Origin of the sequence: Embleya sp. NPDC056575 (genome assembly GCF_042793325.1) — a bacterium.
Classification (GTDB): Bacteria; Actinomycetota; Actinomycetes; order Streptomycetales; family Streptomycetaceae; genus Embleya.
In genome coordinates, this window is record NZ_JBHTVA010000016.1 from 78,816 (window position 1) to 92,360 (window position 13,545).

The window sequence follows — 13,545 nt, forward strand, 5'->3', positions numbered from 1 at the left end:
CCGGTCAGTCGCAACAACCCGCCGGCGCCGTCGGCGCCCCCACCGTGACCGGGGCGCCGATGCTCGGCATCCCGAGCAGTACGCCCGGGCTCGGCGCGGGGGTCGCGGTACGGCGCTCCCACGCGTCGCCCGCGCGGGTGCGCCGGACGGCGAGCGGGGGGCGCTCGGCCAGCAGGTGGTGCGGCGCGGCGTAGGTGATCTCGACCGAGACCATGTCGCCGGGCCGCACACCGTCGGCGGGGCGCTCGAAATGCACGAGCCGGTTGTCCGGGGCGCGCCCGGACAACCGCGCGGTGTCGTGGTCCTTGCGGCCCTCGCCCTCGGCGACCAGCACCTCGAGGGTGCGACCGACCTGGGTGCGGTTCTCCGCCCAGGAGATCTCCTCCTGGAGCGCGAGCAGCCGCTGGTAGCGCTCGGTGACCACTTCCTTGGGCACCTGGCCGTCCATCGTGGCGGCGGGGGTGCCGGGGCGCTTGGAGTACTGGAAGGTGAACGCGGCGGCGAAGCGGGCCTCGCGCACCGTGTGCAGGGTCTGCTCGAAGTCCTCGTCGGTCTCCCCGGGGAAGCCCACGATGATGTCGGTGGAGATGGCCGCGTCGGGCATCGCCGCGCGCACCCGCTCGATGATGCCCAGGTAGCGGTCCTGGCGGTAGGAGCGGCGCATCGCCCGCAACATCGTGTCGGACCCGGACTGCAGCGGCATGTGCAGCTGGTGCATGACGTTCGGCGTCTCGGCCATCGCGGCGATCACGTCGTCGGTGAAGTCGCGCGGGTGCGGCGAGGTGAAGCGCACACGCTCCAGGCCGTCGATCCGCCCGCACGAGCGGAGCAGCTTGGAGAACGCCTCGCGATCGCCCATGTCGGAGCCGTACGCGTTGACGTTCTGGCCGAGCAGGGTGACCTCGATCACGCCCTCGCCGACCAGCGTCTCGATCTCGGCGAGCACGTCGCCGGGGCGGCGGTCCTTCTCCTTGCCGCGCAGCGCGGGCACGATGCAGAACGTGCAGGTGTTGTTGCAGCCCACCGAGATCGCCACCCAGGCCGCGTAGGCCGACTCGCGGCGGGTGGGCAGCGTGGAGGGGAACACGTCGAGCGATTCCAGGATCTCGACCTGGGCCTCCTGCTCGACCCGGGCCCGCTCCAGGAGCACCGGCAGCGAGCCCACGTTGTGCGTGCCGAAGACCACGTCGACCCACGGCGCCTTGCGCACGATGGTGTCCCGGTCCTTCTGCGCGAGGCAGCCGCCGACCGCGATCTGCATGCCGGGGCGTTCGGCCTTGGCGGGCGCGAGATGGCCCAGATTCCCGTACAGCTTGTTGTCCGCGTTCTCCCGGACGGCGCACGTGTTGAAGACGACCACGTCGGCCGGCTCCCCCTTGGGCGCGCGGACGTAGCCCGCCTCCTCCAGGAGGCCGGACAGCCGCTCGGAGTCGTGGACGTTCATCTGGCACCCGTAGGTGCGGACCTCATAGCTTCGCGCAGTCATAACACCCGACAGGGTACGGGGTTTGCTTCCTGGCGTGTGTGGCCGACCTCCATGGCAATATCGCCGCCGTGCCCTCCTTGTCGTTCCTCCCCGTTTCCGTGCGCGACGCCTACGCGCGACGCCCCCGCCTGGTGCAGGTCGGGGTGGCGACGCTGCTGCTGTTCTGCCTGGTCGGGGGCTACCTGGTGCTCGGCCGGGACGACCGGAGGGCGCCGAGCGGGCCGGTCTCGTTGGCCACCGGGGTGCCGATGGGGGTGTACCACCGCTACGGCGAACTGCTGCGGCCCCGACTGTCCGCGGACCTGGGCGTGCGGGTGAGCGTGGATGCCAGCGGGGGGTCTGTGGAGAACCTGCGTCGGGTGGTCGCGGGCGGGAACACCTTCGGCATCTCCACCGCCGACGCGGTGGCCGACCTGGGGCCGGGAGACCGGGACCAGTTGCGCGCGGTGGCGCGGCTGTACGACGACTACGTGCAACTCGTGGTGCCGGTCGGCTCGCCGGTGCAGAAGATCACCGACCTGCGCGGGCGTCGGGTGGTGGTCGGGCTGCCCGGCTCGGGGGTGGAGCTGATCACCCGCCGGCTGCTGAGCGAGGTGGGCATGAGCGACATGGAGCAGGCCATCACCCCGGTGCGGGTCGGCATCGGCGAGGCCAGCGAGCGGCTCAGGGACGGCACGGTGGACGCGTTCTTCTGGTCCGGCGGGCTGCCCACCGGCGCGGTCTCCGATCTGGCCGAGCACTGGCAGGTGCGGCTGGTGCAACTCGGCGACCTCGCGGGCAAGCTGCGCGATCGTTACGGGCCGGTGTACCGCGAGGCGGTGGTGCCGGCCGACGCCTATCCCGGCGGGACCGAGACGCCGACCATCGCGGTGCCGAATCTGCTGGTCACCCGGGCGTCGCAGGATCCGGAGCTGATCAGGCGGGTGACCGAGACGGTGATGGAGAACCGCGAGGCGATCGGACGCGAGGTGCACGCCGCCCAGTTGGTCGACCCGAGGACGGCGATCTTCACCGATCCGCTGCCGCTGCACACGGGTGCGCTGCGGTGGTACCGATCGGTGAAACCCTGATGGGACAGATCGTGATGCCCAGGGCGTCGCGCGAACGGCTTCGATGGCACATGCTGGGTCGTGTCATCGTGTTCGGGACCGACATCTACGCTCTGAGCCTGTGGGCCAGACCGTGCGCGGTCCCCGAACCGACGCCGTGAGCCGACCGGGGGGAAGGCTGCACAGCATGTTCAGGGAGGCCCGCTTGCTCGGGAGGAGGGTGCGACCGCGGTGTCCGAGGGGGAGATCGGCCGAATACTGAACGATCGTTACCGGCTGAGCCGCAGTCTCGGCCGAGGCGGTATGGGCGAGGTCTGGCTGGCCGTCGACACCGCCCTCGGTCGCGAGGTCGCGATCAAGGAACTGCTGCTGCCCAAGTCGCTGGACGCGGGATCCCAGCGTTCCTGGCTGGAGCGCAGCAAGCGCGAGGCGATCGCGGCGGCCCGGATTCGCCACGAGAACGTGGTGACGGTCCACGACGTCTTCGAGGAAGACGGTTTGCCGTGGATCGTCATGGAATTGGTGATTTCGCGGTCGCTGGCCGACGTGATCCGCGCGGAGGGTCGACTCGACCACGCCGAGGCGGCCCGGATCGGCCTGGACGTGCTGCGGGCGTTGCGCGCCGCGCACGCCAAGGGTGTGTTGCACCGTGACGTGAAGCCGGCCAACGTCCTGCTCGGCATGGACGGCCGGGTGGTGCTCACCGACTTCGGCATCGCCACCTTCGTCGACGCGCCGCAGGTGACCCAGTTCGGCGAACTGCTCGGCACTCCGGGCTATCTGGCGCCCGAGCGCGCGGAACAGTTCGCCCGGTCCCGGCCGAGCGTGCTCACCGACGACGCGAACGGGGACCACACGCTCGCCGACCGGCCGGACGGGCTCGATCCCGCCTCCGACCTGTGGTCGTTGGGCGCGACGCTGTACGAAATGGTCGAGGGCACGGCCCCGTTCCGCCGGGCCTCGCCGGTGGAGGTCGTGGACGCGGTGGTCAACGCGCCGCCCGCGCCGCCCCGGCACGCCGGTCCGCTGGAGCCGGTGATCATGGGCCTGTTGCGCAAGGACCCGGCCCGGCGCCTGGACGCCAAGGAGACCGACGCGCTGCTGACCCGGGTGGTGCAGGACTCGGTACCGGTGACGTGGGGCGGTGATCCGCTGCCCCGCCGCGACGAGCGCGCCGATCGGGACGAGGACGTCGACGCGACCTTCGCGGGCGAGCCGCCGGCCGACGAGCCGTCCGCGCGCCCGGCGCGCCGGTCCCGTTGGTGGCGGCGTACCCGGATCGCGCTGCCCGCCGCGCTGGCCTTCCTGCTGGTCGCCGTCGGGGTGTCGTGGCTGGCGGTGGAGAACAACCGGGCCGAGGGCGGCACGCACCGGGCCGACCCGCTGGCGAACCTGCGCAAGAACTCGCCGACCTACCGGGAGATGGTGGCCCGGGGCCGGGTGATCATCGGGGTCAAGCCGGACCAGCCGGGGTGGAGCGTGCGCACCGGCGATCAGGCGTATCAGGGCTTCGACGACGACGTGGCCCTGATGATCGCCGAGGATCTGGGGTTCAAGGACCGCGTCACGTTCATGGACGTGGAGACGCAGAACCGCGAGTACCGGATCACCAGCGGCCAGGTCGACCTGGTCGTGGCGAGCTACACGATCAACGCGGTCCGCGCGCAGAAGGTCTCCTTCGCCGGGCCGTACTACATCGCCGGGCAGGACTTCCTGGTCCGCACCGACGATCCCGGGGTCAACGGCCCCGAGGATCTCGCGCACAGTTCCGTGTGCGTGGTGCGCGAGTCGACCTCGGCGCTGCGCATCCGCGGCGAGTTCCCGACCATGCGGGTCGAGGAGCGCGGCAAGTATTCGGAGTGTGTGGACGAGTTGCTGGCCGGCAGGGTGCGCGGGGTGAGCACCGACGACGCGATCCTGTCCGGCTTCGTCGTGCAACACCCGGGGGCGCTGCGGATCCTGGGCCGGCCGTTCTCCGACGAGCCGTACGGAGTGGGCCTGAGCAAGGGCGACATGGCGCTCGCCGAGGCCGTGTGCGGCGCGCTGAACCGGCACGTCGCCAACGGCGACTGGCAGCGCGCCTACGACGCGCGGTTGCGCCCCCTGGGCCTGCCGCAGCCGCGCGCGCCGCAGTGCCGGGTGAACGAGTAGGCCGCCGACCGGGACGGTCCCGCGTCCGCCTTCCCGGCGGCCGGGGCCGCGCGGGTGGACCCGGCGCGAGGTGAGCCGCAGGCGGTTTCGGCGCCGGGCGGATCCCCTCGCGCGCGGCGCCGGTTCACTCGGCCCTGGGGACCGTCAGCGTGACGGTGAGGCCGCCGCCCTCGCGCGCGGCGAAGTCGATCGTGCCGCCGCTCGCGGCGAGCAGCGTGCGGGCGATGGACAGGCCCAGGCCGGAGCCGTCCACGTTCTGGTGCCGGGGGCTGCGCCAGAAGCGGTCGCCCACCCGGCGCATCTCCTCGAAGGTGAGCCCGGGGCCGCGGTCGCTGACCCGGATCTCCACCTCGCCGCCCACCGCCGCGCACGCGACGGTGATCGTGCTGTCCTCCGGGGCGAACTTGAGCGCGTTGTCCAAGATCGCGTCCAGCGCGCTGCCGAGCGTGACCGGGTCCACGTTCCCGGTGAGCGCGAGCGGGCCCTCCTGCTCGAACCGCCGGGCGCGCGAGCGGGCCAGGGTCTGCCACGCGTCCACGCGCTCGTGTACCAGCGCCGCCACGTCGACGGCCCGCGCGGACGGGCGCGCGTTCTCGGCCAGTGCCAGTTCGAGGAGTTCGTCCAACACGCGGGTGAGCCGACGGCCCTCGTCCCGCACCCCCTCCAGCGTCTCGCCGTGTCCCGGCGGCAACGACAGGCCCAGTTCCTCGATCCGCAAAAGCAGCGCCGACAGCGGATTGCGCAACTGGTGCGAGGCGTCGGCGGCGAACGCCCGCTGCTGGTCCACCACGGTCTCCACGTGGTCCGCCATCTCGTTGAACGAGCGTGCCAGGCGGCGCAGTTCCGGCGGTCCCTGGGCGCCGGCCACGCGCGCGCCGAGCCGGCCGGTGGCGATCTCGTGGGTCACCGAGTCGAGCACTCGCACCGGGCGCAGCACCCAGCCGGTCAGCCGGGTCGCGAGCAGCAACGCGGCCAGTACCGCGACCACTTCGCCGGCGAACAGAATCAGCCACACCTGCTGGATCTTCGAACGCATCCGGCCGGTCGGCGAATCGGTGAGCACCACCGCGACCACGTCGCCCCGGTGGATCACCGGCACCGCCACAACGATGCGATCGCGCTGCCAGGGCCACACCTGTCCGGGGTCGTCGCTGCGCCGTCCGGCCAGCGCCTCGGTGAACGCGGGCGAGCGCGGATCGACCCGAAATCCCTGATGGGACACGGCGATCGGCAGGCCGCGCCGGTCGAACGCGCCGACCCGGATGCCGTAGACGGCCTCGTAGCGCTCCAGCTCGGAGCGGAGCATGTCGAGGTCGACGGCGTCCGGTCCGGGCGGCACGCCGCCGTCGATCTGCGCGCGCAGCGTGTCCGAGACCACGGTCAGCTGGGTGTCCGAAACGAAGCGGGTCAGGTCGTCCACGCGGTCTCGGATCAGCTCCTGCTGATGCGCGGCGGCACGGGAGATGGCCAACGGGATGCCGAGGGCGATCAGCACCGCGGTCATCAGGGCGAGGAGCAATGCGAGCAGGCGGGTGCGCACGGGAACCGGTGACGATCCTTCGGGAAGCCGGTGGGATCAGGCCTCGGGGACGACACGGTAGCCCACGCCGCGCACCGTCTCGACGATCGCCGGGTTCCCGAGCTTGGAGCGCAGCGACGCGACGTGCACCTCCAGGGTGCGATTGTTGCCCGCCCAGCTGGTGTGCCAGACCTCGCTGATGATCTGTTCGCGGCGAAAGACCACGCCCGGACGCTGGGCGAGGAGGGCGAGGAGGTCGAACTCCTTGCGGGTGAGCACCACGTCGACGCCGCCGACGGTGACCCGCCGGGTGGCCGGGTCCAGCTCGATGCCGCCGGGCCCCTTGGCGGGCGGCGGGGTCTCCGCGGCGGGCGCGTCGCTGCGCGTACGCCTGCTCACCGCGTGTATTCGGGCCAGCAGTTCGCCGATGTCGTAGGGCTTGGTGACGTAGTCGTCGGCGCCCAGGTTCAGCCCGTGTATCCGGGATCGGATGTCCGCCCGCGCGGTCACCATGATCACCGGGACGTCGCACAGCCTGCGGATCCGGCTGCACACCTCGAAGCCGTCGTGGTCGGGCAGCGACAGGTCCAGGAGCACCACGTCGGGCACGTCGTCGAGCGCGGCGAGGGCCTCCTCGCCGGTGGTCGCGTGCCGCACGGTGAATCCGTGTCGGCCCAGCACCGCGCGTAGCGGCGCGGCGACACGCAGGTCGTCCTCAACGAGCAGGAGGCGCACGTGGTTCCTCACATCTGACGGTCCGTTACCGACTCTTGACCTCAAGACAAGCTCAAGTGCACTGACTGGAGGGGTGCTGCCTGCCTTAGTGTCACGCACCACCCGGCCTCGCCGGGAGCCCTCGAACCCACCTGCCACCCGGTCGCGCAAAAAGATACGGGACGACTCTGGACGGAGCCCGCCATCGTGACGACGGATGCCTCTGACACCACACCGAAGCCGCCGGTGCTCACCAAGAGCGAAGTCGGCAAGGACGCCGTCCACCCCGGCGCACCCCTTGTCGTCTTGGAGAACGTCAACAAGCACTTCGGCGCCCTGCACGTGCTGCAGGACATCGACCTGACCATCCACAAGGGCGAGGTCGTCGTCGTCATCGGTCCGTCGGGATCGGGCAAGTCGACCCTGTGCCGCACGATCAACCGCCTCGAGGCGATCGACGGCGGCCGGATCACCATCGACGGCGCCCTGCTGCCGCAGGAGGGCCGCGAGCTGGCCCGGCTGCGCTCCGACGTGGGCATGGTGTTCCAGTCGTTCAACCTGTTCGCGCACAAGACCGTGCTGCAAAACGTCACGCTCGGTCCGCTCAAGGTTCGCCGCGAGAAGGCCGATGTGGTCACCCGCCGCGCGCACGAGCTGCTCGACCGGGTCGGCGTGGGCAGCCAGGCGGACAAGTACCCCTCCCAGCTCTCCGGTGGCCAGCAGCAGCGCGTCGCGATCGCCCGCGCGCTGGCCATGGAGCCCAAGGTGATGCTCTTCGACGAGCCCACCTCGGCGCTCGACCCGGAGATGATCAACGAGGTCCTCGAGGTCATGCGCGACCTGGCCCGCGAGGGCATGACGATGGTCGTGGTGACCCACGAGATGGGCTTCGCGCGCTCCGCCGCGAACCGGGTGATCTTCATGGCCGACGGCCGCATCGTCGAGGAGAACACGCCCGAGGAGTTCTTCAGCAACCCGCGCAGCGACCGGGCCCGGGACTTCCTCTCCAAGATCCTGCACCACTGAGCGCCGTCGGGCGCCCCCAGCCCGCCCGACGACGTCGCGACTCCCGCTCCGCAGCCCGTGGTTCGGCCACCGCCAGGCCTGTTCCCCTTTTCCGAAGGACGTTGATCATGAAGATGCGCTCATCCGTGGCCGTCGCCGGCATCGCCGTGCTCGCCCTGTTCGGCACCGCGTGTGGCAAGGACGGTTCGCCCGAGGCCAAGACCCCGGCCGGTTCGACCGGCGGTTCGCAAGGTGCCCCCGGCGCGCCCGGCGGCGCCGCGCCCGAACTGCCCACCTACACCCCCAAGACGGGTGTGGCGCTCACCGGCTCGAAGACGTTCGACGCGGCCAAGTCGCGCGGCAAGCTGGTCGTCGGCGCCAAGGAGGACCAGCCCTTCCTCGGCTCCAAGGACCCGGCCACCGGCAAGGTCTCCGGTTTCGACATCGAGATCGCCAAGATGATCGCGGCCGACCTCGGCTTCGGCCCGGACAAGATCGAGTTCAAGGCGATCGCCTCGACCAACCGTGAGAACGCCCTGGTCAACGGCGACATCGACTACTACGTCGGCACCTACAGCATCACCGACAAGCGTAAGCAGCAGGTGTCCTTCGCGGGTCCGTACTACATCGCCGGCCAGTCCCTCCTGGTCCGCAAGAACGAGACCGCGATCACCGGCAAGGACACCATCAAGGGCAAGACGGTCTGCTCGGCGAAGGGCTCGACCCCGCTGCAGAACCTCCAGACCAACTTCCCCGACACCACCACCCGCGTCTTCGACACCTACTCGCTGTGTGTCGAGAGCCTGCTCTCCAACCAGGTCGACGCGGTCTCCACCGACGACGCGATCCTCAAGGGCTACGCGGCCAAGGACCCCAAGGCGCTCAAGGTGGTCGGCGAGCCGTTCACCACCGAGAACTACGGCGTCGGCCTGAACAAGGACGACTCGGTCTTCCGCAACGCGGTCAGCGACGCCATCGAGGCGCACGAGAAGAACGGCGACTGGAAGAAGGCGTACGACGCCACCCTGGGCCTGTCCGGCTCGGCGGCTCCGGCCATCCCGGCGCTCGTCCGCTACTGATCGTCCGCAGTCACACGCGCCGGCCGGTCCCGGCTCCCCCTCGACCGGCCGGCGCGTGCCCCCTCCCGTCCCCGCCGCACCAGACCGTGGGTACGGGCCGTCACGCCACCCCCTGAACCCACGATCACGGAGAGGAGGGCTCGATCACGATGCTCGAAGTGATCCAGGACAACTGGGACCTCTTGCGGCACGGCTTCGTCGGGACGCTCAAGCTGACCGTCGTCTGTGGGATCGTGTCGCTTCTGCTCGGCACGCTGATAGCCGCGTGTCGGGTCTCGCCGGTGCCGCCGCTGCGCTGGTTCGGCGCCACCTACGTCAACCTTTTCCGCAACACCCCCCTGACGCTGATCTTCTTCGCCGTCGCGCTCGGTTTCCCGAAGCTGCGCTTCAACTTCTCCTACTTCGAGTTCGCGGTCATCGCGCTGAGCACCTACACCGCCGCGTTCATCTGCGAGGCGATCCGCTCGGGCATCAACACCGTGCCGATCGGCCAGGCCGAGGCGGCCCGCAGCCTCGGGATGTCCTTCACCCAGACGCTGAGCCAGATCGTGCTGCCCCAGGCCGGTCGGGCGGCGGTCCCGCCGATCGGCAGCCTGCTGATCGCGATGGTCCGCAACTCGGCCATCGCCAGCGCCTTCAACGTCACCGAACTCATGGGCACCAGCGCGCAGATGGTCGAGAACGGCTACAAGTCGCTGTGGGTCCTGCTGTGGATCGCGGTCGGCTACCTGATCATCACCCTGTCCATGAGCGCCGCGCTGGCCGCGCTCGAAAAGAAGCTGGCGGTGGTCCGATGAGCCGCGAAGCGAGCGTGCTGTTCGACGTCCCCGGTCCCAGGGCGCGTCGGCGCAACCTGATCATCGGCGTCGTCGGCAGTCTGGGTCTGGCCGCGTTCCTGGTCTTCGTGATCGTGCGGTTCAACGACACCGGCCAGTTCGAGTCGGCCAAGTGGGACCCGTTCCAGTACAACGGTGTCCAGCAGTTCATCTTCGACGGCCTCAAGGCCACGCTGAAGGCGTTCGCGCTGGCCGCGGTGTTCTCCATCGTGCTCGGCGCCTTCCTGGCCGCCGGCCGGCTCTCCGATCACAAGATCGTGCGCTGGGCCTCGACCACGTTCGTGACCTTCTTCCGCGCCATGCCGCTGCTGGTGCTGATCTTCATGCTCTACCTCGTCCCGGGCAGCCAGGGCTGGTGGAAGTGGGATCCGATGTGGCCGCTGGTGGTCGGTCTGACCATCTACAACGGCACCGTGCAGGCGGAGAACATCCGCGCCGGCATCCTGGCCGTGCCCAAGGGGCAGAGCGAGGCGGCCTACGCGCTGGGCATGCGCAAGACCCAGGTGATGACGATGATCCTGGTCCCCCAGGGCATCCGCACCATGCTTCCGACGATCATCAGCCAGATCGTGGTGACCCTCAAGGACACCTCGCTCGGCTTCCTGATCACCTACCCGGAACTGCTCGCGGCGGCCAAGCTGATCGGCGGCTACCAGGACTACAACATGCCGTTCATCCCGGTCACCATCATCGTCGGCACCATCTACGTGGCGATGTGCATGATCCTGTCGGCGTTCGCGACCTGGCTGGAGCGCAGGCTGCGCACCTCCCGCAAGGGCAAGCCGCCGGCCGTCGCCCCGCCGACGCAGGCGGAGTCGTCCCTCGACAAGATGGCCGTCGTCTGACCCCGTCGAACACGCCGTCCCACCCCCGCACCACCGACCGACGCCCCGCGGTGAACGCCACCCGCGGGGCGTCGCTTTGTCGTCGTAGGGCCCCGGTGCCGGATGATGGGCGACGAGTACGACACGTCTTGCAACACTTGGGGGGCCACGATGGCGGGCAACGCTCCGCGCGCGGACTCGGTGATCATCGCGGGCGCCGGGCCCGCCGGTTTGGCCGCCGCACTGGCGCTGGCCGGGCGCGGGGTGCGCTCGGTGGTGCTCGACATGGGCAACGGCACGCCGCGCGCGGGTTCGCGGGCCTGCGGTCTGGAGGCCTCGACGCTGGCCTTCGTCTACGACCTGACCGGCACCCGGCTCGACGGCGCCGCCGAACCGTGGGGGGTCCAGCGCATCCGCCGGCGCGGTCGCGACGTGCCGCAGCCGGTGGCCGAGCCCGAGGCTCCGGTGCGCTACGGGCTGTCCCAACAGCGGCTGGAGCGCGCCCTGTTGGACGCCGCGCACGCCAGTCCCCTGGTGACCACCGCGTGGCGCCACCGGATCGAGGGCGTCGAGCAGGACGAGACATCGGTCACCGTGCTCGCCCGCGGCCCGGGCGGGCCGGTCAGGTTTCGGGCCCAGTGGCTGGTCGGCTGCGACGGGGCCCGCTCGGTGGTGCGCCGCGCGGTCGACGTGCGCTTTCCGGGTCGGCCGCGGGTGGACCGGCTGTTGTGCGCCGACGTGAAGGTACGGCTGCCGCGCCGGATCACCGCGACGGCGCTGGTTCCGCCGGACCCCTCGCTCGCCGACGAGCCCACGAGCCCGGACCTCGGCGCGCCGGCCACTCCGTGGTTGTTCGTCGACCCGCCGTTCCACCGCGGCGGCACGGTCCTGGCCCAGCCGCTGCCGGACGACGTGTGGCGGCTGACCTGGCAGTTGCCGATGGCGCACGGCGTGGCCAAGGCCGCCGAGGAGACCCGGGTGATCCCGGTGACGGGCGATCCGGCCGACCCCAAGCGGATCGCCGCGCGGGTGCGCTCGGTGCTGCGCACCCTCGACGCGCTCTCGCCCGAGCCCGACGCGTCCGAGGACCCCGCGCACGACCTGCTGTGGAGCGGCGAGTACGAGGTGCATCAGCGGCTGGCCCGACGTTTTCGGGTCGGCCGGGTACTGCTCGCCGGCGACGCCGCGCACCTGGTCCACCCGTCCGCCGCCGACGCGGTCGAACTCGGCCTGCAGGATGTGCGCAACCTGGCCTGGAAGCTGGCCTTCACGCTGCGGGGCTACGCGCCCATCCGGCTCCTGGAGACGTACCACGGCGAACGCCGGGGCGCCGCCCGCCGTCGGCTCGCGCTCGGGGAGGACGCGCTGCACTTCCTCGCGCCCGCGAGCCCCGCGCAGAAGGTCGGCCGCCGGCTGACCCTGATGGGCGCGCGCGGCAAGGGCACCACGCTGCGCCGGCTCGACCCGCGCGGACCGGCGGCGAGCACGTCCGGCCCGGACTACACCGGCTCGCCGCTACTCACCCCCGGGCCGGGTGTGGGCGAGTGGATCCGCGACGTCGAGGTGTTTCGCGCGGACGGCGCCGAGGGATGGCTGAGCGAGTGCCTGGACCGCGGCCTGGTCGTGCTGCTGATCGCCCCCGGCATACAGGTGTGGCACGGCGACGGCTGGCGCGAGGCCGGCCTGATGCCGAGGCTGCGCGGCCGGCTGGACAAACTCGCCGCGCCCGCCGAACTGGTGGTCACCCCGGACTACCCGGGCGCCACCGCCCACACGATCCTGCTCATCCGCCCCGACGGCTACATAGCCGCCCACCTGCCCCCCGAAAACCTGGACATCCTCGAAGAATCCATAAACCGAGCCCGCGGAGCCGGCCACTGACACAACCCCGAACCGGGCGCCCCACGGCCCACGTTGTGCCCGGACGCCGCCCGCGCCCTGTCGGCCCGTGTGCGGGCCCGACGACGTCACCCTCGCGGTACGGCGTGCTCAGGTCGCGGGCCGGCTCCGGGTGGGTGACACAACCCTGAGGTCGCCGCAGCGCGTCTCGAACTCGCGGCCGTCGTCTCGCCGCACGTATGCCAGGCAGTTGATCACGTCCACGAACTCCCCCTCCCGACCGCTCACCCGGTCCACCACCCGCTTGTGCCGGTTCTCCAACCAGAACCGCGCAACGTCCTCCGACGTCCACTCGCGCGGGTCTTCCGGGTGGATCGATGTCGTCCGGTGTTCCGTGGACATGACTGGACCTCTCGGTTGCCGTCGGTAGGGAATCGGCCACTCTCGGAGAGATCATCGGCAGGGCGGACCCACGATCTGAAGCCGTGGACACCGAACGGGCGTGCCCGGCGCGTCCCGGTCACCCGGACGGGGCTCGAAAAAGCCCCCTGCCTGCACGTTCGCAGGTCGGGGGGCTCTTGTTCGGGTGGGCGGCGGATGAGTCGGCCTCTACGCCGGGTTCTGTCTCCCGGGAGCCTTGCGGCGCCCGGGGAGGCGGCCATCCATCTACGACTGCCGTTGCCGACAGCCTCCAGCGGTCTACCCGCGAACTCGGGCGGGCCGCCCTCGAACGTTCGCGCAGGGCACGTTTGACGGTGCCCCTCTTGACCTTGCTCCGGGTGGGGTTTACCTAGCCGCCCGAGTCACCTCGGGCGCTGGTGGTCTCTTACACCACCGTTTCACCCTTACCGGTCGTCCGAGGACGCCGGCGGTCTGTTTTCTGTGGCACTGTCCCGCGGGTCGCCCCGGGTCGGTGTTACCGACCACCCTGCCCTGTGGAGCCCGGACGTTCCTCGGCGGAACCCTCCGAGGAGGAATCCCGACGCGGCCGCCCGGCCGACTCATCCGCCGTGTCGTCCATCCTAGCCGGGGCGAAGCGAACC

General features: G+C 71.0%; 11 protein-coding genes and 1 other RNA gene. 7 read left to right on the plus strand and 5 right to left on the minus strand.

Annotated features, from left to right (window positions below):
• Positions 1–4: 4 nt before the first annotated feature.
• Complete coding sequence (miaB, locus tag ACFRCG_RS15080) at positions 5–1,486, minus strand: tRNA (N6-isopentenyl adenosine(37)-C2)-methylthiotransferase MiaB (protein ID WP_380031648.1); 1,482 nt, start codon at positions 1,484–1,486, stop codon at positions 5–7.
• A 68-nt stretch (positions 1,487–1,554) separates the two neighbouring features.
• Here miaB and ACFRCG_RS15085 point away from each other — a divergent pair, with 68 nt between their 5' ends.
• Both ACFRCG_RS15085 and ACFRCG_RS15090 read left to right on the plus strand, forming a co-directional pair.
• Entirely contained in the window at positions 1,555–2,556 is a 1,002-nt protein-coding gene (locus ACFRCG_RS15085) for a TAXI family TRAP transporter solute-binding subunit (RefSeq protein ID WP_380031650.1), read from the plus strand.
• Positions 2,557–2,766: 210 nt separating this feature from the next.
• The gene (locus ACFRCG_RS15090; protein WP_380031651.1) at positions 2,767–4,686 is read left to right on the plus strand and encodes a bifunctional serine/threonine-protein kinase/glutamate ABC transporter substrate-binding protein; all 1,920 of its coding nucleotides are present in this window, start codon (positions 2,767–2,769) and stop codon (positions 4,684–4,686) included.
• A gap of 124 nt (positions 4,687–4,810) precedes the next feature.
• Here ACFRCG_RS15090 and ACFRCG_RS15095 read toward each other — a convergent pair whose 3' ends face one another.
• Positions 4,811–6,226 (minus strand): ATP-binding protein, encoded by a 1,416-nt coding sequence (locus tag ACFRCG_RS15095; protein ID WP_380031653.1) that lies wholly within the window; start codon positions 6,224–6,226, stop codon positions 4,811–4,813.
• 36 nt (positions 6,227–6,262) lie between these two features.
• Positions 6,263–6,940: a response regulator transcription factor gene (locus ACFRCG_RS15100; RefSeq protein WP_126641698.1), complete on the minus strand. Its 678-nt coding sequence runs from the start codon at positions 6,938–6,940 to the stop codon at positions 6,263–6,265.
• Positions 6,941–7,165: 225 nt separating this feature from the next.
• Between ACFRCG_RS15100 and ACFRCG_RS15105 the strand changes: the two genes are divergently transcribed.
• The 5 genes from ACFRCG_RS15105 (at position 7,166) to ACFRCG_RS15125 (ending at position 12,544) form a co-directional block, all read left to right on the plus strand.
• Positions 7,166–7,945, plus strand: a complete 780-nt coding sequence (locus ACFRCG_RS15105) for an amino acid ABC transporter ATP-binding protein (protein ID WP_380031756.1) — start codon at positions 7,166–7,168, stop codon at positions 7,943–7,945.
• A gap of 107 nt (positions 7,946–8,052) precedes the next feature.
• Entirely contained in the window at positions 8,053–9,003 is a 951-nt protein-coding gene (locus ACFRCG_RS15110; RefSeq protein WP_379995929.1) for a glutamate ABC transporter substrate-binding protein, read from the plus strand.
• A 149-nt stretch (positions 9,004–9,152) separates the two neighbouring features.
• Positions 9,153–9,800: an amino acid ABC transporter permease gene (locus tag ACFRCG_RS15115; protein ID WP_379995927.1), complete on the plus strand. Its 648-nt coding sequence runs from the start codon at positions 9,153–9,155 to the stop codon at positions 9,798–9,800.
• The gene (locus ACFRCG_RS15120; protein ID WP_380031655.1) at positions 9,797–10,684 is read left to right on the plus strand and encodes an amino acid ABC transporter permease; all 888 of its coding nucleotides are present in this window, start codon (positions 9,797–9,799) and stop codon (positions 10,682–10,684) included. The genes ACFRCG_RS15115 and ACFRCG_RS15120 overlap by 4 nt, the downstream gene beginning before the upstream one ends.
• A 150-nt stretch (positions 10,685–10,834) precedes the next feature.
• Positions 10,835–12,544 (plus strand): FAD-dependent monooxygenase, encoded by a 1,710-nt coding sequence (locus ACFRCG_RS15125; RefSeq protein ID WP_380031656.1) that lies wholly within the window; start codon positions 10,835–10,837, stop codon positions 12,542–12,544.
• Positions 12,545–12,652: 108 nt separating this feature from the next.
• Here the strand turns inward: ACFRCG_RS15125 and ACFRCG_RS15130 are convergent, their stop codons facing one another.
• Together ACFRCG_RS15130 and rnpB are read right to left on the minus strand one after the other, a co-directional pair.
• Positions 12,653–12,904 carry a hypothetical protein gene (locus ACFRCG_RS15130; RefSeq protein WP_380031658.1) on the minus strand — a complete coding sequence of 84 codons (252 nt, stop codon included), beginning with the start codon at positions 12,902–12,904 and terminating at the stop codon, positions 12,653–12,655.
• A gap of 192 nt (positions 12,905–13,096) precedes the next feature.
• Positions 13,097–13,506: RNase P RNA component class A (gene rnpB, locus ACFRCG_RS15135), an RNA gene on the minus strand.
• Positions 13,507–13,545 lie beyond the last annotated feature (39 nt).